The following is a 21,817-nucleotide window of genomic DNA, read 5'->3' as shown; positions in this document are numbered from 1 at the left end:
GATGCACCTTCCCCGGTGTCAGATGGCGGGCGTCCACGAAGAGGGTGCGGATGGGGACCTGGCCGGGCGGCTCCGGGTGGGGACCCAGGGAAGGACCGGCGAACGATCGATGAACGCGTCATCCGCGAGCAAGGACGCGAGAGGGGGGTTGGAGATGAGTGACGACGTCGGCACGGGCGGTCACGTTCCGGTGCTGCTCGAGCGCGTTCTGGAGCTGCTGGGCCCCGCGCTCTCGGTGCCCGATCCGGTCGTCGTCGATGCCAACCTCGGCCTCGGTGGCCACTCGGAGGCCCTGCTCGCCGCCCACCCAGGGCTGCATCTGATCGGGATCGACCGCGACCCCTTCGCCATCGACTTCTCCACGCGCAGGCTCAGCCCGTACGCGGACAGGATCACCCTGGTCCACGCCTCCTCCGAGGACCTGGCGGACGTGCTCGCCCGCACGGGCCGCACCGCGATCAACGGGGCGCTGTTCGACCTGGGCGTCTCCTCGCCGCAGCTCGACGAGGCCGGCCGCGGGTTCGCCTACTCCTACGACGCGCCGCTCGACATGCGCATGGACACCTCGCAGGAGCTGACGGCCGAGCAGGTGGTCAACACCTACAGCGCCGCGGAGCTGACGCGCATCCTGCGCGACTACGGCGAGGAGAGATTCGCCCCGCGTGTCGCGGGGCTGATCATCAAGGAACGGGCCAAAGAGGCAATAACGTCTACGAAGCGGCTGGCGGACATCGTCCGAGAGGCGATCCCCGCCGCGACCCGGCGCACCGGGGGCAACCCGGCCAAACGGACTTTCCAGGCGCTGCGCATCGAGGTGAACGCGGAGCTGTCCGCCCTGGAGGCGGCGCTCCCTGCGGCCCTCGACGCGCTGGTGCTCGGCGGGAGAGTCGTCGTGCTCTCCTACCACTCACTCGAGGACCGGCTCACCAAGCAGGCCCTCACGGCGCGAACCAGGGACACCAGTCCTCCCGGGCTGCCCGTCCCGCTACCGGCTCACCAGCCGAGGTTCCGCCTGCTGACGAGGGGAGCGGAGCTCCCAAGCGACGAAGAGCTCGCCCGCAACCCGCGGGCGGCCTCGGCCCGGCTACGGGCGGCAGAGAGGATCCGTGTTGACGACTGAGCAGGAGACCGGCAAGGGTTCGCCCGGCCGCCGCGCCGTGCCCAAGACGGGCACGCGCCGCTCGGCGACGGGGCAGCAGCCCAAACCGCGTCCCCGTCCCGACACGCGGCACGAGCCGGAGGCCAAGCGCTCGGCCGCCGAACGGGCCCGCGCCGAGGCCGCCGGCAGGCGGCCGGCCGACGAGCGCGCGCGGGCCGAGGCTGACGGCACGGCGCCCGCCACCGGCCGCGCGCGCGGCGCCGCCGGTGCTCGTGAGGCCGCTGGGCGGGTGCGCGGTGCCACCGTTCGCGAGACGGCTGGGCGGGTGCGTGAGGCCGCCGGCCGGGTGCGCGGTGCCGCCGTTCGCGAGACGGGTGAGCGGGTGCGTGAGGCCGCCGGTGGCGAGGCGCCGGCCGCTGAGCGGGCGCGGGGCACGGGCCGCGCGACACCGGTCGTCGAGCGGGTGCGTGACCAGGCCGCCGCCAAGCGGCCGGTCGGCGGGCGCTCGCGTGCCGAGGCGGCCGCGGGCCGTCCCGCGGCGCGGCGCGGTCCCGCGCGCCGGCAGCGGGCGCCGTTCGTGCTGCTCGTCGTCGGGCTGCTCTGCGGCGGCCTGGTGAGCCTGCTGCTGCTCAACACCATGCTCGCCCAGGACGCCATCACCGACGCCACCCTGCGCAAGCAGATCGCCGAGGCGCGGCTGCAGAACGAGCAGATCGACCAGGAGTACCAGCGCAAGACCCAGCCCGGAGTCATCGCCGACCTGGCCGAGAAGCAGGGCTACGGCCGCAACTGGGACGAGGTCGACAGCTGGAGCAGCGCCGGCGACCAGGCGAACCGGGTGGACACGGAGCGGTGAGGGATTCAGGCGGCAGGGGGCAGGGTCCCGGCCGCGGCGCTGGCGGCGCCGGCTCTCAGGGAGGGCCAGGCGCCGCTCGTCGTACGCCGGGAGGTCCGGGGCGGGCGGGGCGCCAGGGCGGCGCCTCCCGCTCCGACGGGGGCCGTTCCGACGGGGCGGGCCGTCCGGCGTCGCCGGAGAACCCGCCGCGACGCCCGCGCGACCCCCTCGACCTGCCGTTCGGACGTGACACGTTCGGGCGCGACGACGGCCGCGACGACGGCCGCGACCGGCCGGGGCGTGACCCCGGCGACAACGCGCGCGGCCGGGCAGGGCGTGACCCCGGCGAGGAGGCGCGCGGCCGCTCCCGCCAGGAGCCCGCGGACGACGCCCGCGGCCGCTCGCGGCAGCCCGACGGCGAACGTCCCCGCACCCGGGACGACGGCGCCCGCGGCCGCTCGCGCCCGGAGGCCGGGGACGATACCCGCAGGAGGCCCCGCGACGGTGAGCGCCCGAGAGGGCGCGACGAGGGCGACCCCCCGCGCGGGCGCGGCGCCCAGGGGCGCGAGGACACCGACCGGCCCAGGGGGCGCGGCTCCCGGAGCGCTGAGGACGACGAGCGGCTCAGGGGCCGCGTGCAGGGGCGGGACGAGCGTGCCCGCGGTCGCGCGGGCGAGCGGGCCGGCGACCGGCCCGCGGCGTCCGGGGGCGCCGGTTCCGGAGGCGCCGCGGCCCGCGGGGCCGGCGCGCGGCGTGAGGCAGGGCCGCCGCGCCGTGCCCAGCCGGGGAGCTCCCGGCCGGAGGCGCGCGAGCGGGTGGCCCGGCGCGGCGGGGACGTGCCGCCGCCCAGGGGCCCGCGCAGGCCGCCGCCCAGGCCGCCGCGCCCGCCGCTGGTGCTGCGGCTGGGCAGCCCGCGCAGGCGGATCAACTTCGGCCTGATCGGCATGACGTTCATCCTGTCGATCTTCGCCGGTCGGCTGATCCAGATGCAGGGCCTCGACTCCAAGGTGTACGAGGCCGCCGCGGCCGACCAGCGCCGGCACACCGAGACGATCCCGGCCAAGCGCGGCTCGATCACCGACGTCAACGGCCACGACCTGGCCGTCACCGTCGAGGCCCGCGAGGTGTCGATCGACCCCTCCAAGGTGCCGGCCGACGTGCGCGCGAAGATCGCCAAGGTCCTGGCCCAGCAGCTCGGCAAGGACGAGCAGGAGATCGTCGCCAAGCTGGCCAGGACCGGCACCCACTACCAGCTCCTGGCCAGGGACGTCGATCCCGTCGTGGCCACGCGCCTGCTGCAGGCGCGCGTGCCCGCGCTGTCGACGAAGAAGACCTACAAGCGGCTGTACCCGGCGGGCGACCTGGCGGGCAGCCTGATCGGGTTCGTCGGCGACGAGGGCAACGGCCTGGGCGGCATGGAGCAGGCCAGGAACTCGCTGCTGGCCGGGCGTGACGGCGAGCAGCGCGTCGAGACCGGCCGCGACGGCCAGCGCATCCCGATGACCAGCAGCCAGCGCACCGCGCCCGTCGACGGCCAGGACGTGCGGCTGACCATCGACCGCGACATCCAGTGGGCCGCCCAGAAGTCGATCGGCGAGCAGGTGCAGAAGTCCGGGGCCGACAGCGGCACCGTGATCGTCATGGACGTGCAGACGGCCCAGATCGTCGCCATGGCCAACGCCCCCGAGCTCGACCTGAACAACTGGCGCAAGGCCCCCGAGTCCAGATACGTCAACAAGGCCGCCGCGGACGTGTTCGAGCCGGGCAGCACCAACAAGGTGATCACCGCCGCCGCCGCGCTGGAGGCCAAGGCGGTGACGCCCGACACCGTCTACCAGGTGCCCGACCGGATCAGGTGTGCCGACCAGGTGCTGCGCGACGCCCACGCGCACAAGGTGGAGGCGCTGACGTTCCGCCAGGCGATGGCCCAGTCCAGTAACGTGGCCACGGTCATGGCGGCGCGCAAGGTCGGCAGCCAGAAGCTGTACGAGATGCTGAAGGCGTTCGGGTTCGGCTCCACGCCGGGCGGCGGCGTGCCCAGCGCGGAGGCGGGCCTGCTGCCCGACTACCGCAAGTGGTCGGGCAGCCAGAGCTGCACGGTCGCCTACGGGCAGGGCGTTTCCGTGACGGCGCTGCAGATGGCGAGCGTCTACCAGACCATCGCCAACGGCGGCGTGAAGATCGAGCCGCAGATCGTGGCGGGCACGACGGACGCCACGGGCAGGTTCGTCCCGGCTCCTGCTGGTAAGCAGACCAGAGTGGTGAGCGAGACGACGGCCAAGGAGATCACGACCATGCTGGAGAGCGCGGTGGGCGAGGAGGGCACGGGCCAGCTCGCGGCCATCGACGGCTACCGGGTGGCGGGCAAGACGGGCACGGCCAACCGGTACGACGCCGAGCTCGGCCGCTACGACGGTTACACCGCCTCGTTCGTCGGGTTCGCCCCGGCCGACAAGCCGCGGCTGGTGGTGCTGTCGGTGCTGCAGAACCCGAAGAAGGGCCACTTCGGCGGGCAGTTGGCGGCCCCCGTGTTCAAGGATGTGATGACGTTCGCCATCAAGAGCAAGAAGATTCCTGCCACAGGCTCCGCCGCGCCGACGGTGCGTACGCGCGCCGGACAGTGACCAGGGAAGGTACGCTCTCGCCGTGCGTCCCCCGTCGTCTATGCGTCCCACGACCAGCCCGCCTCGCCCGCTGACCGGGCTCGCGACCATGCTCGACGCCGATTCGGGCACTGCGCGGTCGCCTCATGCCGCGCTGACCGGCGTCACCATCGACAGCCGCAACGTCAGACGCGGCGACCTGTACGTAGCGCTGCCCGGCAACCGGGTCCACGGCGCCACGTTCGCCGCCGACGCGATGGCCGGCGGCGCCGTGGCCGTGCTCACCGACCGGGCGGGCCGCGACGCGGCCGTGGCCACCGGCCTGCCCGTGCTCATCGTGCCCGACCCGCGCGCCCTGCTCGGGCAGATCTCCTCCTGGGTGTACGGGCAGCCGGCCCACGACATCCAGGTCCTCGGCGTCACGGGCACCAGCGGCAAGTCCACCACCACGTTCATGCTGGAGGCGGGCCTGCGGGCCGCCGGGCACCGGGCGGGTCTGGTGGGCGGCGTGGAGATCCACGCGGGAGACCTGCGCTTCCAGCCCACGCTGACCACGCCGGAGGCCAGCGACCTGCACGGCCTGTTCGCGCTGATGCGCGAGGAGGGCGTCACCGCGGCCGCCATGGAGGTCTCCAGCCACGCGCTCGCGCTCGGCAGGGTCGACGGCATCTACTACGACGTCGCCCTGTTCACGAACCTGTCGCAGGACCACCTCGACTTCCACAAGGACTTCGAGGACTACTTCGCGACCAAGGTGAAGCTGTTCCAGCCGGAGCTGAGCCGCGCCGGGGTGACCAACCTCGACGACCGCTACGGACGCGAGCTGCTCGACCTGGCGAAGGTGCCGATGACCACGTTCTCGGCGCTGGGCGACCCGGAGGCCGAGTGGCGGGCGGTGGACGCCAGGCTCGGCTCCGACGGCAGCGTCTTCCGGGTGGTCGGGCCCGGCGGCGTCGAGGCCGACGCGAGCGTCGCGCTGCCCGGCCCGTTCAACGTGGCCAACGCGCTCGGCGCCATCGTCACGCTCGTCGAGGCCGGGGTGCCGCTGCACACGGCCGTGCACGGCGTCGGCACGCTGAGCGGGGTTCCGGGGCGCATGCAGCGCGTCACGGGCGCCCAGGACGACTTCCAGGCCGTCGTGGACTACTCGCACAAGCCGGGGGCCGTGGAGTCGGTGCTGCGCTCGCTGCGTACGGTCACGGAGGGCACGCTGACGATCGTGCTCGGCTGCGGCGGCGACCGCGACAAGGGCAAACGGCCCGTCATGGGCCAGATCTCCGCCGAGCTGGCGGATGTGGCCATTTTCACGAGCGACAATCCTCGCTCGGAGGATCCGCTGGCCATCCTCGCGACGATGATGGAGGGAGCGCTCCGCGTTCCGCAGCACGACCGCGCTCATGTGATCATTGAGCCCGACCGCGCGGCCGCCATCGGCCTGGCGATCGCCCGGGCCGGGCGCGGCGACGTGATCGTCGTAGCAGGCAAGGGTCACGAGCAGGGCCAGTACGTTTCAGGCGAGGTGATCCCCTTCGACGACCGCGAAGTGGTCGCCGGAGCGATCGACGCACGCAAGGAAAGCAGGAAGCACTAATGATCCCGTTGCCGCTGGCCAGGATCGCCGAGATAACCTCGGGCGCCCTGTCGGGCATGGCCGATCCCCGCGCGGTGGTGCGCGGGCCCGTCGTGATCGACTCGCGGGCCGTAGAACCGGGATCCCTGTTCGTCGCCATCAAGGGCGCGCGGGTCGACGGTCACGACTACGCCGCGCACGCCATCCGGGCCGGAGCCGTCGCCGTGCTGGCCACCAGGCCGGTCGAGGCGCCCGCGGTGATCGTGCCCGACGCCGCCGCCGCGCTGGCCGAGCTGGCCGCCGCGCAGGTCCGTACGCTGTCGGACGTCACCGTCATCGGCGTGACCGGCTCGGCCGGCAAGACCAGCACCAAGGACCTGCTGGCCCGGCTCACCGCCAGGGTCGGCGCCACCATCGCGCCCCAGGGCAGCTTCAACAACGAGCTCGGCCACCCGCTGACCGTGCTGCGCGCCGACCTCGACACCCGGTTCATGGTGCTGGAGCTGGCCGCGCGCAACATCGGCCACATCAAGGAGCTGACCCGCATCGCGCCGCCGCAGATCGGCGTGGTGCTCAACGTCGGCACCGCGCACCTCGGCGTGTTCGGCGGCAAGGAGGCCATCGCCAAGGCCAAGGGGGAGCTGGTCGAGTCGCTGCCGCGCTCGGGCGTGGCGGTGCTCAACGCCGACGACCCGCTGGTGCGCGGCATGGCCACGCGCACCGAGGCGCGGGTCACCTACTTCGGGCGCGGGGAGTCGGCGTCGATCAGGGCCGAGGGGGTCGTGGTCGACGCGCGCGGGCGCGCCTCGTTCACGCTGCGCACCCCGTCCGGGGCCGCGCACGTGTCGCTGCAGCTGTACGGGGAGCACGCGGTCGAGAACGCGCTCGCCGCGGCGGCGGCCGGGTACGAGCTCGGCCTGCCGGTGGCCACGATCGCCGAGGAGCTGTCGGAGGCCACCGCGCGCAGCCGGTGGCGGATGGAGGTCACCGACCGGGGCGACGGGGTCACCGTGGTCAACGACGCGTACAACGCCAACCCCGACTCCATGAAGGCCGCCTTCTCGGCGTTCGAGGTGCTGGGGAAGGGACGGCGGCGCTTCGCGGTCATCGCGGCGCTGCGGGAGCTGGGCGAGGACGGGCCCGCGCTCAACGCCGAGCTCGGCCGGCTGGCCGGTGGGGCGGGGCTCGCGGGGCTCGTCGTCGCCGGGCCGGACGCCGAGCCGGTCCTGGCGGGCGCCCACGCCGCCGCCCAGGCGAGCGCTCCGCAGGCGCCCGCGGGGCCCGCGCAGCCGCCCGCCGGGCCCGCGCAGGTGCCGCCCGGCGCGGCGCAGGGCGGATGGCAGGCGCCGGACGGCGCGCCCCCGGGGGCGCCCGCGTACCACGGGCAGCCCGGTCACGGGCAGCCGGTGCGGATCGTGCACGTGCCCGACGCCGAGGCGGCGGCGGCGCAGCTGGCCGCGTGGCTGCGGCCCGGTGACGCCGTGCTGATCAAGGGACCGAGGGCGATGGGTCTGGAGCGGACGGCCGAGCTCGTGCTCGGAGGTGCCACCCAGTGATCAACATCGTCATCGCCGGCGCGGTGGGACTGGTCCTGTCGATGCTCGGCACCCCCCTGGCGATCAGGCTGTTCTCGAGGCGTGGCATCGGCCAGAACGTCCGCGAGGAGGGCGTGCAGGCCCACCTCGGCAAGAAGGGCACGCCCACGATGGGCGGCATCGTGTTCGTGCTGGCCGCGCTGCTCGCCTACGGAGCCTCCCACCTGGCCACGCTGGAGCCCCCGACCGTGTCGGGCATGCTGGTGCTCTTCCTGATGACCGGGCTGGGCGCGGTCGGCTTCCTCGACGACTTCATCAAGATCTACAAGCAGCGCAGCCTCGGCCTGCGCAGCGGCGCCAAGGCGCTCGGCCAGCTCGTCGTCGGCGCCGTCTTCGCCGTCCTGGTGACCCGCCAGCCGAACGTCTACGGCATCACCCCCGCCGAGACCCGCGTGTCGTTCCTGCGCGACATCGGCCCGTCGATCGGCATCGTCGGGTTCACCATCTGGGTGCTCATCATGATCGTCGGGTTCTCCAACGCGGTGAACCTCACCGACGGTCTCGACGGCCTGGCCAGCGGCGCGACCGGCGCCGTGCTGGCCGCGTACGTGCTGATCGGCAACTGGCAGCTGCGCAACAACTGCATCGACCAGCTCGGCCCCAACTGCTACTGGGTACGGGACCCGCTCGACCTGTCCGTGGTGGCCGCCGCCGTGCTCGGGGCGCTGATCGGGTTCCTGTGGTGGAACGCGCCGCCCGCCCGCATCTTCATGGGCGACACCGGCTCGCTGGCCCTGGGCGGCGTGCTGGCCGGGCTGGCCATCGCCACCCGCACCCAGCTCCTGCTCATCATCCTCGCCGGTCTGTGCGTGATCATCACGCTGTCGGTCATCATCCAGGTCGGGTCCTTCAAGATGACCGGCAAACGCGTGTTCAGAATGGCCCCCCTGCAGCATCACTTCGAGCTCAAGGGCTGGGCCGAGACCACGATCGTGGTCCGCTTCTGGCTGATCGCGATCCTGTGCGCGGCGCTCGGGCTCGGGCTGTTCTACGTGGAGTGGATGCCCAAGTAATGAGTTACACCTGTGTGGCCGGGCTCGGAGTGTCCGGCACCGCCGTCGCCAGGGTGCTGGCCGCGCGCGGCGAGCGGGTCGTGGTCGTCGAGTCCACGGAGGGCGAGCGGCAGCTCGCCGCCGCGGCCGAGCTCGCCCGGCTCGGCGTGGAGACCCGGTTCGGCGAGATGGCGCTGCCCGAAGGGGTGACGCGGGTGGTCACCACCGGGTGGGCGCCGCACCATCCGCTGATCGCCGCCGCGCTGAGCGCCGGGGTCGAGGTCGTCGGCGAGGTGGAGCTGGCCTGGCGGCTGCGGCCCGCGCAGGCCGCGCCCTGGCTGGCGCTCACCGGCACCAACGGCAAGACCACCGCGGTACGCATGCTCACCGCCATCCTGCAGGCCGACGGCCGCAAGGCGCTGGCCGTGGGGAACGTGGGCGTGCCCGTCGTGCAGGCCGTCGCCGAGCCGTACGACGTGCTGGCCGTCGAGCTGTCCAGTTTCCAGCTCCACTGGTCCGGCACGCTGGCCCCGCACGCGGCGGCCATCCTGAACGTGGCGCCCGATCACCTCGACTGGCACGGGTCCATGGAGGCGTACGCCGCCGCCAAGGGCCGCATCTACGAGCGGGCCGGCACCGTGATCTTCAACGCCGACGACCCCGAGGCCACCCGGCTGGCCGCGCCGTACCCCGGCGCCGTCGGGTTCACGCTGCGCGTGCCCAGGCGGGGCGAGATCGGCGTGGTGGAGGACCTGCTGGTGGACCGGGCGTTCGTGGCCGACCCGGTCGAGGCGGCCGAGGAGCTGGCGACGCTGGAGGACGTCCGTCCCTTCGCGCCGCACAACGTGGCCAACGCGCTGGCCGCCGCCGCCCTGGCCCGCTCGCTCGGCGTGCCGTCCGAGGCCGTGCGCCAGGGGCTGCGCGACTTCGTGCCCGACCCGCACCGGCTGGCCCACGTGGACCGGATCGGCGAGGTCGACTACATCGACGACTCCAAGGCCACCAACCCGCACGCCGCCGCGGCGGCGCTGGCGTCGTACCCGTCGGTGGTGTGGGTGGCGGGCGGGCTGCTCAAGGGCGCCGACGTCGACGACCTGGTACGCCAGGCCGCCCCCAGGCTGCGCGGCGCGGTGCTGCTGGGCGCCGATCGTGCCAGGATCGCCGAAGCCATTGCGCGACACGCGCCGAATGTCCCCCTCGTGGACATCCCCGATCGGGACACTGGTGCGATGGAAAAAGTCGTCACCGAAGCCGCGCGGCTGGCCTCCCCCGGGGACACCGTGCTGCTCTCCCCGGCGGGGGCTTCCCTCGACATGTTCGCGAACTATCCGGCGCGGGGGGAGGCCTTCGCGCGTGCCGTACGTGAACTGAAGCAGCGACATGAGCACGAGCGCTGAGGAACGGGTCCGGCCGCCCGCCCCCGCCCGTGAGGGCCCGCAGGGCTGGGCGCGCGAGCAGCTCGGCGTGCTGAAGGAGCTGCTCGACCGGCCGCTGACCACCTACTACCTGATCATCATGTGCAGCGCGCTGCTGCTCGCGCTCGGGCTGATGATGGTGCTGTCGGCCTCCAGCATCGAGGCGCTGCAGAAGACCGGCAGCCCGTTCTCGTGGTTCATCAAGCAGTCGCTGTCGGCCGCGATCGGCGTGCCCGTCATGTACGTGTGCTCGCGCCTGCCCGTCAAGTTCTTCCGCTGGGCCGGCTACCCGCTGATGGCGCTGTCGATCATCGCGCTGGTCATGGTGCTGTTCATCGGCTCCTCGGAGCTGGGCGCGCAGCGGTGGATCTACATCGGCCCGCTGACCATCCAGCCGTCCGAGCCGGCCAAGCTGGGGCTCGTCCTGTGGGGCGCCGACCTGCTGGCCAGGCGGGCGCGGCAGGGCCGCATCGAGTGGCGGCAGATGCTGATCCCGCTCATGCCCGGCACCGCGATCCTGGCCGTCATGGTCATGCTCGGCCGCGACCTGGGCACCACGCTGGTGCTGTTCATGATCTTCCTGTCGCTGCTGTGGGTGGTGGGGGCGCCGGTCAAGCTGTTCGGCGGCATCATGGCGCTGGCGGTGCTGGCCGCGGTCATCATGATCAAGGTGGAGCCGTACCGGATGGCGCGCATCGGCGCCTTCCTCGACCCGTGGGCCGACGCGCAGGGCGCCGGCTACCAGGCCGTGCAGGGGCAGATCGCGATGGGCTCCGGGAGCTGGTTCGGGCTGGGCCTGGGCAGCAGCCGGCAGAAGTGGAGCTGGCTGCCGCACGGCGAGAGCGACTTCATCTTCGCCATCGTCGGCGAGGAGCTCGGGCTGATGGGCACGCTGATGGTGGTGGCGCTGTTCGGGCTGCTCGGTTACGCGGGGCTGCGCGTGGCCGTCCGCGTCAACGACGCCTTTATCAGGCTCTCCGCCGCAGCCATGGTGGCCTGGATCGTCGGGCAGGCGACCGTCAACATGGGTGCCGTGCTCGGCGTGCTGCCGATCACCGGCATCCCCCTCCCTCTGGTCTCGTACGGCGGCTCCGCGCTGCTGCCCACGCTCGCCGCGCTCGGCATGCTGCTGTCGTTCGCCAAGCGCGAGCCAGGCGCGCGTGAGGCCTTGGCGGCTCGTGGCCCCGGACCGGCCGCCCGGGCCCTAAGCTGGCTTGGCCTGGGGGGTACGTCCAGAGGCCGAGCGACACGTTAGGGAGTGACCGAGATGAGGGTGGTCCTCGCCGGTGGGGGGACAGCCGGGCACATCGAGCCCGCGCTCGCCCTTGCGGACGCGCTGCGTCATCTTGACGGGAGCGTCGGCATCACCTGCGTGGGCACGGAGCGCGGCTTGGAGACGCGGCTCGTGCCTGCCAGAGGCTACGAGCTGGAGCTGGTGCCGGCCGTGCCGCTGCCCAGGGCGATCACTCCGAGCCTGCTCACCGTGCCCGGCAGGCTGGCCGGGGCGATCAACGCCACCATGGGCATACTCGACCGGGTCAAGGCCGACGTCCTGGTCGGTTTCGGCGGTTACGTGGCGACCCCCGCCTACCTGGCGGCCAAGCGGCGCGGCGTGCCGATCGTCGTGCACGAGGCCAACCCGCGCCCCGGCCTGGCCAACCGGCTGGGCGCGCGGCTGACCGACCACGTGTTCAGCGGCTTCCCCGACGCGGCGCTGCCCAAGGCCGAGTACATCGGCACGCCGCTGCGGCGCGACATCGTCACGCTCGACCGGCTGTCCACGGGCGACAAGGCGCGCTCGTGGTTCGGGCTGGAGAACGACCGGCCGACGCTGCTGGTGTTCGGCGGCTCGCAGGGCGCCAGGTCGATCAACGAGGCCGCGCTCGCCGCCGCCCCGGTGCTGCGCCGGGCGGGCGTGCAGGTGCTGCACGTGCTGGGCCCGAAGAACACCGTCGAGCACGAGCCGCCGCCCGGCGACCCGCAGTACGTCCTGCTGCCCTACATCGACCGCATGGACCTCGCCTACGCCGCCGCCGACCTGGCCCTGTGCCGCAGCGGCGCGCTGACCTGCGCGGAGCTGACCGCGGTGGGGCTGCCCGCCGCGTACGTGCCGCTGCCGTACGGCAATGGCGAGCAGCGCATCAACGCCGAGCGCATCGCCGCGGGCGGCGGCGGCCTCCTGGTCGACGACGCCGAGTTGTCACCCGAATGGATCATCCACAACGTGCTGCCCATCCTCCACGACCCGGAGCGGGTCGCCGTCATGTCGGAGGCCGCCTCCAGACTGGGGAGGAAGGACGCCGATATCATGCTTGCCAGGAAAGTGTTGGAGATAGCCCGATGAGTCTCGTGAAGCTGGTCGATCCCGTGTCCGTCGAAGAGCTGGGGCGGGTGCACTTCATCGGCATCGGCGGCGCCGGGATGTCGGGGATCGCCCGCATCCTGCTCAAGCGCGGCGTGCGGGTGACGGGCAGCGACGCGCGCAGCTCCGAGCAGATCACCGAGCTGCGCGAGCTGGGCGCCACCGTGCACATCGGGCACGCCGCCTCCCACATCAGGGACGTCGACACCGTGGTCGTCTCCACCGCCATCCGCGACTCCAACCCCGAGCTGGGCGAGGCGCTCAAGCAGGGGCTGCGGATCATCCCGCGGGCCGCCGCGCTGGCCTCCGTCATGGCCGGGCGCACCGCGGTCGCCATCGCCGGCACCCACGGCAAGACCACCACCACCTCGATGCTCACCGTGGCGCTGCAGAAGTGCGGCGCCGACCCGTCCTACTGCGTGGGCGGCCAGCTCGTCACCACCGGGCTCGGCGCCGACGACGGGCAGGGGCGGGTGTTCGTGGCCGAGGCCGACGAGAGCGACGGCTCCTTCCTCATGCTCGCCCCCGACATCGCCGTGGTGACCAACGTCGAGGCCGACCACCTCGACAACTACGGCGACCCGCGGGCCGTGCACGACAGCTTCGCCCGCTTCGCCGAGCGGGTCGGCTCGCTGCTCATCGTCTGCGCCGACGACCCCGGCGCGGCGGAGCTGGCGCGGCGGGCCAGGGAACGGGGGCTGCGCGTGCGGACGTACGGCGCCGAGGGCGACGACTACCGCGTGTCCGGCGTCAGGCCCGACGGCTTCGGCACCGTCTTCACCATCGAGGGCAGGGGCGAGGTCCGGCTGGCCGTTCCCGGGGCTCACAACGCGCTCAACGCCACCGCGGTGATCGCCGTGGCCGACGAGCTGGGGCTCCCGTTCGAGGAGATCAGGGAGGGCCTGGGGGCCTTCACCGGGGCCAAGCGGCGCTTCGAGGCCAAGGGCGAGGCCGGGGGCATCGCCGTGTTCGACAGCTACGCCCACCACCCGACCGAGCTGACCGCCGACCTGCGGGCCGCCAGGGACGTCGTGGCGTCCTACTCCGGCACCGGGCGGGTGATCGCGATCTTCCAGCCGCACCTGTACTCGCGGACCCGCTTCTTCGCCGACGAGTTCGGCATGGCTCTGGGGCTGGCCGACGAGGCCATCGTGCTCGACGTCTACGGGGCCAGGGAGGATCCGGAGCCCGGGGTGTCGGGGGCCATGGTGGCGGGGCGGGTGCCGCTGCCGCCGGAGCGGGTGGCGTACGCGCCGGACCGGTCCGCGGTGCCGGGGATGGTCGCCGAGCGGGCGCGGCCCGGTGACATCGTGCTGACGATGGGGGCCGGTGACGTGACGGAACTGGGGCCGCAGATCGTGGCCCGCCTGTCCTGACGGAGGCCGGCCCGCGCGGCCGCGGGCTGTGCCGTGCCGCGCGCACCTGCCCGCCGCCCGTCCGGGTGCCACTCGCCAGGCCCTTGCCCGAAGGGCGTTTGGGCGTGGCGCGCGGGTGCCGGGCCGCGCGTCGGCGTAGGTTCGGTGCCGACATGAGCCGCGTGTTGGTGGGAGGGCGATGAAGGCGCGCACGGCTTTCCTGGTGCTGCTGACGGCAGGGGTGGTGGGATCGGCCGCGTGGCTGGTGTTCTTCTCGCCCGTGCTGGGAGTGCGTTCGATCGAGATCGTGGGAAATCTCACAGTCCCCAGCGAGCGGATCGAGCAGCAGGCCGGCGTGGCGGACCTGCATCCCCTCGCCACCGTGAACCTCGCCGACGTCCAGACGCGCGTCCTGGGCATCAGACAGCTCGCCTCGGCCAAGGTGGACCGGGTCTGGCCCGGCACCCTCAAGATCGAGGTGGTGGAGCGCCGGCCGGTCGCCGCCGTCCCGGTGGGCGACAAGGTGGCGATCGTCGACGGGCAGGGCGTGGTGATCGAGCTGAAGCCGGCCGCCCCGCCCATGCTGCCGCTGCTCAAGGTGGACCGCCCGCAGCAGGGCGACCCGACCATGATGGCCGCGCTCAAGGTCATCGAGGCGGTGCCCGACGAGGTGGCGGCCAAGGTCAGGCAGGTACGCGCGGGCACGGCCGAAGGCGTGACGCTGGTGCTGTCGGACGGCCGTACCGTCATCTGGGGCGGCCCGGACCGGCCCGAGGAGAAGGGCCGCATCCTGAGCTCGCTGCTCAAACGCGAAAGGTCGGTCACCCTGTACGACGTCAGCTCGCCCGACGTGGTGACGCTGAAGTGATCGTGATCGTCAGGGTCTGGCAACTCAGGGGCAAGGGCATCGCCGAGCCTGTGCGAGGCGGGGGCCGCGGCGTGAGAGCCTGTAAGCCGGACTTTCGGCGAAGGAGGGCCGCCACCAGGCGCGACTGCGGAGCGAACCGGACAGCCCGCGACACGCCGGACGTGCTTGCGGCGCGGTTAGTTGACCCGCCTGGAGCGTAACTCCTACTGTCCGTATCAATCCTCAGGTTGACATAAATCTAAATCTCAACCTGAGGTTGAGAGTTACCCGAACTGACAAAAAGCGGAGACAATCCGCACCGAAATGGCAAGTCAACGAGCGGAAAGGCCCCTCGTCGTGGCAGCACCGCAGAACTACCTCGCGGTCATCAAGGTCGTCGGCATCGGCGGCGGCGGAGTCAACGCCGTCAACCGGATGATCGAGGAGGGACTCAAGGGCGTCGAGTTCATCGCGATAAACACCGACGCCCAGGCGCTGCTGATGAGTGACGCCGATGTGAAACTCGACGTGGGCCGCGAGCTCACGCGCGGACTGGGCGCGGGCGCCAACCCCGACGTCGGACGCAAGGCCGCCGAGGACCACCGTGAGGAGATCGAGGAGGTCCTCAAGGGGGCCGACATGGTCTTCGTCACGGCGGGCGAGGGCGGCGGCACGGGCACGGGCGGCGCTCCCGTCGTGGCCAACATCGCCAGATCGCTCGGCGCGCTCACCATCGGTGTCGTGACCCGGCCGTTCAGCTTCGAGGGGCGGCGCAGGGCGTCGCAGGCGGAAGCGGGCATCGAGACGCTGCGCGACGAGGTCGACACGCTGATCGTGATCCCCAACGACCGGCTGCTGTCGATCTCGGATCGGCAGGTGAGCGTGCTCGACGCGTTCAAGGCCGCCGACCAGGTGCTGCTGTCGGGTGTCCAGGGCATCACCGACCTGATCACCACCCCCGGTCTGATCAACCTCGACTTCGCCGACGTGAAGTCGGTCATGTCGGGCGCCGGCTCGGCCCTCATGGGCATCGGCCACGCGCGCGGCGACGACCGCTCCGTGGCGGCGGCCGAGATGGCCGTCTCCAGCCCGCTGCTGGAGGCCAGCATCGACGGCGCCCACGGCGTGCTGCTGTCGATCGCGGGCGGCTCCGACCTCGGCCTGTTCGAGATCAACGAGGCGGCCCAGCTCGTCTCCATGGCCGCCGCGCCCGACGCGAACATCATCTTCGGCACGGTCATCGACGACGCGCTCGGCGACGAGGTGCGCGTGACCGTGATCGCCGCAGGCTTCGACGACGTGCCGGGGCCGGCCGAGAAGCAGGTGCCGCGCCCGGTGGGCCGCGCGCCCGCACCGCCGCCCGCCGCGGCTCCTGTCTCGCCTCCGCGGCCGAGCGCGGCCGCCCCGAGCGTGAAGTCGGAGCCGCCCGCGCCGCGCCCTGAGATGCGCCCTGAGCCCCGCCCGGAGCCGCGTGTGGAGTTCAGGCCCGAGCCGCGCCCCGAGCCCCGTCCCGAGCCGCGTGCGGAGTTCAGGCCGGAGCCGCGTACGGAGTTCAGGCCCGAGCCGCCCCGGCCCGAGCCGGTGCGCCCGGTCGAGCCGGTGCGCGAAGCGGTGCGGGAGGTCCCCAGGGAGGCCGTGCGGGAGACGGCGCGGGAGACGATGCGCGACACCGTGCGCGACACCGGGTCCGGCGACGCCGCCGCGGACGAGCCGTCCGGTCCCGTCTCGATCCCTCGGCCCACGCCCGAGCCCGCCAACCCGCCCACGCCCATCACCTCCCGCATGTCGGAGCCCCCCAAACGTCCTCGAGTGATCTTCGAGGAGCAGGAAGAGGAACTCGACGTTCCCGACTTCCTCAAATAGCCGTCAAGTAGCCGCGCCTGACGCCGCTCCCCTCAGGGACACGGGAGCGGCGCCGTCGTGCGTACGGGGTGCCGGCGAGGACACCTGGAGCGAGGGGGAGGGGGAAGGCACGTGAGAAGGGACGAGATCGCGGCCGGTCTCGCCGAGGTCGACGCGCGCATCGCCGAGGCGTGCCACGCGGTGGGGCGCGACCGGGGCGAGGTCACGCTGATCGCCGTCACCAAGACGCGTCCGGCCGAGGACGTGCGCATCCTGTCCGAGCTGGGCGTGCGCGACGTCGGCGAGAACCGCGACCAGGAGGCCGCCCCCAAGGCGCACGAGCTCGCCGGACTCCCGCTCACCTGGCACTTCGTCGGCCAGCTGCAGACCAACAAGGTCCGCTCCGTGGTCGGGTACGCCGACGTGATCCATTCCGTCGACCGCGTCAGGCTGGTGGAGGCGGTCAGCAAGGAGGCCGTGCGCCAGGGCCGCAGGGTCGGCTGCCTGGTGCAGGTCTCGCTCGACGACGATCCGGCCAGGGGCGGCGTGCCCCCAGCCGGCCTGCTGGAGCTCGCCGACGAGATCGCGCTGGCCGAGGGGGTGTGGCTGGGCGGGGTCATGGCGGTCGCGCCGCTGGGCGAGGAGCCGGCCAAGGCGTTCGCCCGGCTGCGCGACCTGGCGCTCCGCCTCCAGGAGCAGCACCCGCGCGCCACCATGATCTCGGCCGGGATGAGCGAGGACCTCAAGGAGGCCATCGCCTACGGCGCGACACACGTGCGGGTCGGTACGGCGTTGCTCGGTCGTCGCAAGCCCTTCGTCAGGTAATGTCCCCTCAAGTGGGTCTTCAGGCCCATGACCAAGTAGAGGTCGATCAGCGGTGAGCTCCAAGGGGGTACGGCTACCGCCTCGGACACGGCGACGGGCCCGAGCGAGTGCGACCATGAGCAGGAGGACGACGTAGCGATGGCCGGCGCGATGCGCAAGATGGCGGTCTACCTCGGTCTCGTGGAGGACGACCGCTACGAGAGGTACGAGACCTACACCGACGACTACACCTACGACGACGAGGTGCAGCGGCCCGGCGAGGAGCGTGCCGTGGCGGTCCAGGAGCGCGAGGACGAGCCCGACGCCGGGGCCCCCGCACCGAGGCCCACCACGACGATCCTGGAACGCCGCACGACCGATCTGGCCCGCATCACCACCCTGCACCCCCGCACGTACAACGAGGCCCGCACCATCGGCGAGCACTTCCGCGACGGCACCCCGGTCATCATGAACCTGACCGAGATGGTTGACAGTGACGCCAAGCGGCTCGTTGATTTCGCGGCAGGTCTGGTCTTTGGCCTACACGGCAGCATTGAACGTGTTACCAACAAGGTGTTCCTGTTGTCCCCTGCCAATGTCGAGGTGACCGCCGAGGACAAGGCTCGAATCGCGGAACGCGGGTTCTTCAATCAGAGTTAGAGTCTCTGTATGCCTATCGGACCCAACCTGGTCTCGCCGAGGCCGGGAGGGCACATCAGAAGTGGAGGCGCGGCCGGGCCGTGGAGATCATCGGTGGGATCTTGGTCGTTGTCCTGTCTCTCTATCTGGTGCTGCTCATCGGCAGGATGATCTTTGAGACGGTTCAGGCTTTCGCCCGCCAGTGGCGGCCTTCCGGTGTCGTGCTGGTGCTGGCTGAGGCCACATACACCGCAACTGACCCACCCCTCAAGTTCCTCCGCCGTTTCATTCCTCCGCTCCGGTTGGGTACGGTGGCCTTTGACCTAAGCTTCACTGTCCTGTTCATCGTGGTCCTGATCTTGATCCAGATCGCCGGAACGCTGCGATGATGGGGCCGGTGGGGCGCCGGTCGTGATCCAACTCGTGTCCGCGCTGAGGTGATTCGGGTTACCGTCCTCCGGACAGACTCCAAGCGCGCCAAGGAGACCAAAAAATGCCGCTGACGCCCGCTGATGTGCGGAACAAGCAGTTCAGTACCACCCGGCTGCGGCCGGGCTACGACGAGGAAGAGGTCGACGCCTTCCTCGACGAGGTGGAAGCTGAGCTCGACCGCCTGATCCAAGAGAACGAGGAGCTCCGCGCCAAGCTGGCCGAGTGCCTGCGCGGGAAGGTGCCGGGCGGCATGAACATGCCCATGGCCTCCGCCCCGGTCCAGGAGCAGCCCAAGCCCGAGATGATGGCGCCGCCGCAGCCGGAGCCCATGCGGGCCCCCGAGCCGCCGCCGATGCAGCAGCAGCCGCCGGTCCCCGTGGCGATGAGCATGCCTCCCGCCGAGGACAACATGGACACCGCGGCCCGCGTGCTCGCGCTCGCCCAGCAGACCGCCGACCAGGCGATCTCCGACGCCCGCCGCGAGGCGGACGAGACGGTCACCCGCGCCCGCCGCGAGGCCGACGAGATCCTCACCAAGGCCCGCCGCCAGGCCGAGCAGGTCATCGGCGACGCGCGCGCCCGCGCCGAGACGCTCGAGCGCGACGCGCAGGAGCGCCACCGCCAGGCCATGGGCTCGCTGGTGCAGACCCGTGACGAGCTCGAGCGCAAGGTCGAGGAGCTGCGCAGCTTCGAGCGCGAATACCGCAGCCGCCTCAAGCTCTACCTGGAGAACCAGCTCGCCGAGCTCAACGTCTCCGCCGAGGGCAGCGGTGGTTTCCCGGTGATGTCCGGTGGTCCGCAGGGTCAGGCTCCCGCCATGTCGCACGCCGTGCCTCAGGGTGGCCAGCAGCCTCTTCCCGGTGGTCCGAGCCCGTTCGGTGGCGAGGCTCCGCAGGGCGCCTTCCCCGGCGGTGACGGTCCGCACAACGACCGCCGGTAAAGTAGCGGGTCACTAGGACCTGACACTCGAAAGAGCCCCCTGTGATCCTTATCAGTGCTGGTTTGGTGCTCGCGGCAGTGGTTCTGCTGATCGCGGGCTTCGTACTGGCGAAGCCGTTCCTGATCATGTGGTCCATCGTGGTCAGCGTGCTGTCCGCGCTGTTCCTGGTGATCGGGGCGTTCCTGCGGCGCAACGAGCTTTTTCCCGGAGGTGGGCAGGCCGCTGCGCCGGCCACCCCCCCGAAGGGGCTCATGCCGTCCGCGCCGCCGTACAACCAGACCGGTCCGATGGTTCACCCGCAGCACACGCAGCCGCGGCAGCCTCCGCAGGCGCATCCCCAGGCGCCGCCGCAGCGTACGGCGACCGCACCGGGCCACGCTCCGCGCAGGCCCGCGCCGGGCGGCATCGCGCCGGATGCGATCGTGCTGGTGATCCCCGGGCGCAAGCGCTACCACGTGCCCGGCTGCAGGCAGCTGATCGGCCGGGATCACGAGGAGCTCACCTACGAAGAGGCGCGCGAGGAGGGCTTCACGCCCTGCACGGCGTGCCTGCCGGACGCAGCGCTCGGCGGACGGCAGCTACCGCCTGCCGCCGACCCCGAGCCCGCCGTCACCCCCGGCCCCGCCGCCGACGTTCCCACGGCGAGCCGGGCCGAGAACTCCGCGGAGACCCGCGACGTACGTCCGCCGGTCGCCCCGCCGAAGCCCGACACGAAGGCTTCCACCCCCAGCCCGGAGCCTGCCGCCTCCCACGAGGAGGAAGGCGCAACCGGGTGGTTCGGCCGTTCCCCTGCCGCCCCCGCGGGCCAGGCCAAGGCCGCCTCGTCCGCCGCCCCCGAGCCCGGCTCGGATGACGAGCAGGCGGACGACTCACAGACTTCCTACTTCCGGCCGCCGCCCTTCGCGCGCCAGGCCGGCCCCTCCTCCGGCGAGCCCCGTCCGGGCCCGGACGAGCCTTCCTCCGACGAGACGGAGACGTCACCGGGCAACCCCAGACCGGTGGGCAAGCCCCCGCGGCCTGCCACCACCGGCGGCCCCGAGCAGCCGGGCGGGCCGGGCACGAAGCCCGGAACCGGGCGGCCGGGTGCGAAGCCCGAGACAAGGCCGGGGCAGTCCGGGACGACATCCGACGCGAGGCCTGGGCAGCCGGGCGCGAAGCCCGAAGCCAGGCCCGGGCAGGCCAACGGCACCTCCGAGCGGCCCGGCGCCGGCGCTGGAGCCGGTCAGGCGGGCGGCAGGCCCGGCCGGACGACTGCCTCGCCCGAGCAGCAAGGCGGCAGACCCGGGCAGCCCGGCGCCGCGGTACCGCGGCCCGGTGCGGCCAAGCCGGGGCAGGGCGAGCAGCCCGCCAGGCCGGGTGCCGGTGCCGGACGGCCTGGCGAGGCCGCTGACAAGCCCGCGCAGCCCGGGGCCAAGCCGGGGCAGGCGGGCGGCAAGCCGCAGAGTTCCGAAGCCAAGACCCAGACGCCCGAGGCCGGACCGCAGACGTCCGAGGCCAAGCCGCAGACATCCGGGGGCAAGCCGCAGAGCGCCGGCGGGAAGCCTCCGACGGCCGGCGACCAGCCCCAGACGTCGGGTGGCAAGCCTGCGACGGCCGGTGGCAAGGGCGGGCAGGCGGGTGGCAGAACCGGGTCGGCCCCTGGTGCCACCGGGTCGGCCTCCGGAGCCTCCGGACCGGCCTCAGGTGCGTCTGGAGCGGCCTCCGGTGCTCCAGGGAAGACGTCCGGTGCGGCGGCCAGGCGGGGTGACGACGATGACGTGTCGGGGTCCGACACGGCGCCGCAGCCGCGTGTGACCGCGTCCGGGATGCCCGTCGAGCCGTCGGGCGGAGCCGCCAGGCGTCCGTCCGGCTCCGCTGAGGAGCCGCCGTCGTCCGGAGAGACCGTGGTCCTGCACGAGCGGCCCGCGTCCTCGGCCGAGTCGACGGCCAAGCCCAAGGGGCCGCTGCCTACCGGTGCTCCGGCCAGGCCGTCGGCCGCCAAGCCCGAGGCCGTCCCGGGGAAGCCCGCGGCTGTCCCGGGGAAGACCACGGCCGAGCGTCCGCCCGCGGCCAAGGCCGGGGTCGCCAAGGGGGAGCCGCCTCGGAACGCGGAGAGCGGCTCCAAGGGCGGCGCGGCCGGTAAGGGCGGTGACGAGCGTGACGAGCCCGGCGAGGGGAGCGGCAAGGGCGAGCGGCCGGACACGGTGAAGGTCATCGTCGGCACCCGCCGCTACCACAGCACCGCCTGCCCGTTGATCCGGGGCGCGGGTGAGACCGGCGTGGAGACGATGACGCTGGCCGCGGCTGAGGCGGCCGGGCTGACGAGCTGCTCGGTGTGCCAGCACGACCGCGAGACGGTCGGCTGAGCGCCGCCAACCGATCACCCTCCTTGGGAACCTTGGCCACGGCCTCCGGCATGATGCTGGAGGCCGTTTTGGCGTGCGAGGGCCGAGACCGGGCGGGACTCTTCCTGCCAACAAGCCGGAGGGGCTTGGCGGGGCGGTCGGC

General features: G+C 72.7%; 17 protein-coding genes. All 17 read left to right on the top strand.

The window, feature by feature from the left end; genetic code table 11:
* Positions 1-154: 154 nt before the first annotated feature.
* The 17 genes from rsmH (at position 155) to ACBJ32_RS11415 (ending at position 21,675) form a co-directional block, all read left to right on the top strand.
* Positions 155-1,120 carry a 16S rRNA (cytosine(1402)-N(4))-methyltransferase RsmH gene (gene rsmH, locus ACBJ32_RS11495; protein ID WP_375126682.1) on the top strand — a complete coding sequence of 322 codons (966 nt, stop codon included), beginning with the start codon at positions 155-157 and terminating at the stop codon, positions 1,118-1,120.
* Positions 1,110-1,955 carry a hypothetical protein gene (locus ACBJ32_RS11490; protein ID WP_375126681.1) on the top strand — a complete coding sequence of 282 codons (846 nt, stop codon included), beginning with the start codon at positions 1,110-1,112 and terminating at the stop codon, positions 1,953-1,955. Before rsmH ends, ACBJ32_RS11490 begins: the two co-directional genes overlap by 11 nt.
* Entirely contained in the window at positions 1,952-4,558 is a 2,607-nt protein-coding gene (locus ACBJ32_RS11485) for a penicillin-binding transpeptidase domain-containing protein (RefSeq protein ID WP_375126680.1), read from the top strand. The genes ACBJ32_RS11490 and ACBJ32_RS11485 overlap by 4 nt, the downstream gene beginning before the upstream one ends.
* 40 nt (positions 4,559-4,598) lie before the next feature.
* A complete protein-coding gene (locus ACBJ32_RS11480) occupies positions 4,599-6,128 on the top strand; it encodes a UDP-N-acetylmuramoyl-L-alanyl-D-glutamate--2,6-diaminopimelate ligase (protein ID WP_375126679.1) in 1,530 nt (509 codons plus the stop codon).
* The gene (gene murF / locus ACBJ32_RS11475) at positions 6,128-7,663 is read left to right on the top strand and encodes a UDP-N-acetylmuramoyl-tripeptide--D-alanyl-D-alanine ligase (protein WP_375126678.1); all 1,536 of its coding nucleotides are present in this window, start codon (positions 6,128-6,130) and stop codon (positions 7,661-7,663) included. Before ACBJ32_RS11480 ends, murF begins: the two co-directional genes overlap by 1 nt.
* Entirely contained in the window at positions 7,660-8,715 is a 1,056-nt protein-coding gene (gene mraY, locus ACBJ32_RS11470; RefSeq protein ID WP_253746894.1) for a phospho-N-acetylmuramoyl-pentapeptide-transferase, read from the top strand. Before murF ends, mraY begins: the two co-directional genes overlap by 4 nt.
* On the top strand, positions 8,715-10,091 hold the full coding sequence (murD, locus tag ACBJ32_RS11465; protein WP_375126677.1) for a UDP-N-acetylmuramoyl-L-alanine--D-glutamate ligase: 1,377 nt from the start codon (positions 8,715-8,717) through the stop codon (positions 10,089-10,091). The genes mraY and murD overlap by 1 nt, the downstream gene beginning before the upstream one ends.
* Complete coding sequence (ftsW, locus tag ACBJ32_RS11460; protein ID WP_357866015.1) at positions 10,075-11,364, top strand: putative lipid II flippase FtsW; 1,290 nt, start codon at positions 10,075-10,077, stop codon at positions 11,362-11,364. The genes murD and ftsW overlap by 17 nt, the downstream gene beginning before the upstream one ends.
* A gap of 12 nt (positions 11,365-11,376) precedes the next feature.
* Entirely contained in the window at positions 11,377-12,453 is a 1,077-nt protein-coding gene (gene murG / locus ACBJ32_RS11455; protein ID WP_375126676.1) for an undecaprenyldiphospho-muramoylpentapeptide beta-N-acetylglucosaminyltransferase, read from the top strand.
* Complete coding sequence (gene murC / locus ACBJ32_RS11450; RefSeq protein WP_375126675.1) at positions 12,450-13,847, top strand: UDP-N-acetylmuramate--L-alanine ligase; 1,398 nt, start codon at positions 12,450-12,452, stop codon at positions 13,845-13,847. Before murG ends, murC begins: the two co-directional genes overlap by 4 nt.
* Before the next feature lie 178 nt (positions 13,848-14,025).
* Positions 14,026-14,694, top strand: a complete 669-nt coding sequence (locus ACBJ32_RS11445) for a cell division protein FtsQ/DivIB (RefSeq protein WP_375126674.1) — start codon at positions 14,026-14,028, stop codon at positions 14,692-14,694.
* A gap of 336 nt (positions 14,695-15,030) precedes the next feature.
* Positions 15,031-16,536, top strand: coding sequence for a cell division protein FtsZ (gene ftsZ / locus ACBJ32_RS11440; RefSeq protein WP_375126673.1), 1,506 nt, complete (start codon positions 15,031-15,033; stop codon positions 16,534-16,536).
* A 111-nt stretch (positions 16,537-16,647) separates the two neighbouring features.
* The gene (locus tag ACBJ32_RS11435) at positions 16,648-17,340 is read left to right on the top strand and encodes a YggS family pyridoxal phosphate-dependent enzyme (RefSeq protein ID WP_375126672.1); all 693 of its coding nucleotides are present in this window, start codon (positions 16,648-16,650) and stop codon (positions 17,338-17,340) included.
* 138 nt (positions 17,341-17,478) lie between these two features.
* On the top strand, positions 17,479-17,979 hold the full coding sequence (locus ACBJ32_RS11430) for a cell division protein SepF (RefSeq protein WP_253746886.1): 501 nt from the start codon (positions 17,479-17,481) through the stop codon (positions 17,977-17,979).
* Between the two features lie 80 nt (positions 17,980-18,059).
* Complete coding sequence (locus ACBJ32_RS11425; RefSeq protein ID WP_080041054.1) at positions 18,060-18,347, top strand: YggT family protein; 288 nt, start codon at positions 18,060-18,062, stop codon at positions 18,345-18,347.
* A 104-nt stretch (positions 18,348-18,451) separates the two neighbouring features.
* The gene (locus tag ACBJ32_RS11420; protein ID WP_148434854.1) at positions 18,452-19,330 is read left to right on the top strand and encodes a DivIVA domain-containing protein; all 879 of its coding nucleotides are present in this window, start codon (positions 18,452-18,454) and stop codon (positions 19,328-19,330) included.
* 77 nt (positions 19,331-19,407) lie between these two features.
* A complete protein-coding gene (locus ACBJ32_RS11415) occupies positions 19,408-21,675 on the top strand; it encodes a hypothetical protein (RefSeq protein ID WP_375126671.1) in 2,268 nt (755 codons plus the stop codon).
* The last annotated feature ends 142 nt before the right edge of the window (positions 21,676-21,817 follow it).

Origin of the sequence: Nonomuraea sp. GTA35 (genome assembly GCF_041950525.1) — a bacterium.
In the GTDB taxonomy this organism is placed as follows: Bacteria; Actinomycetota; Actinomycetes; order Streptosporangiales; family Streptosporangiaceae; genus Nonomuraea.
This window is presented reverse-complemented; position numbering and strand designations above follow the sequence as displayed.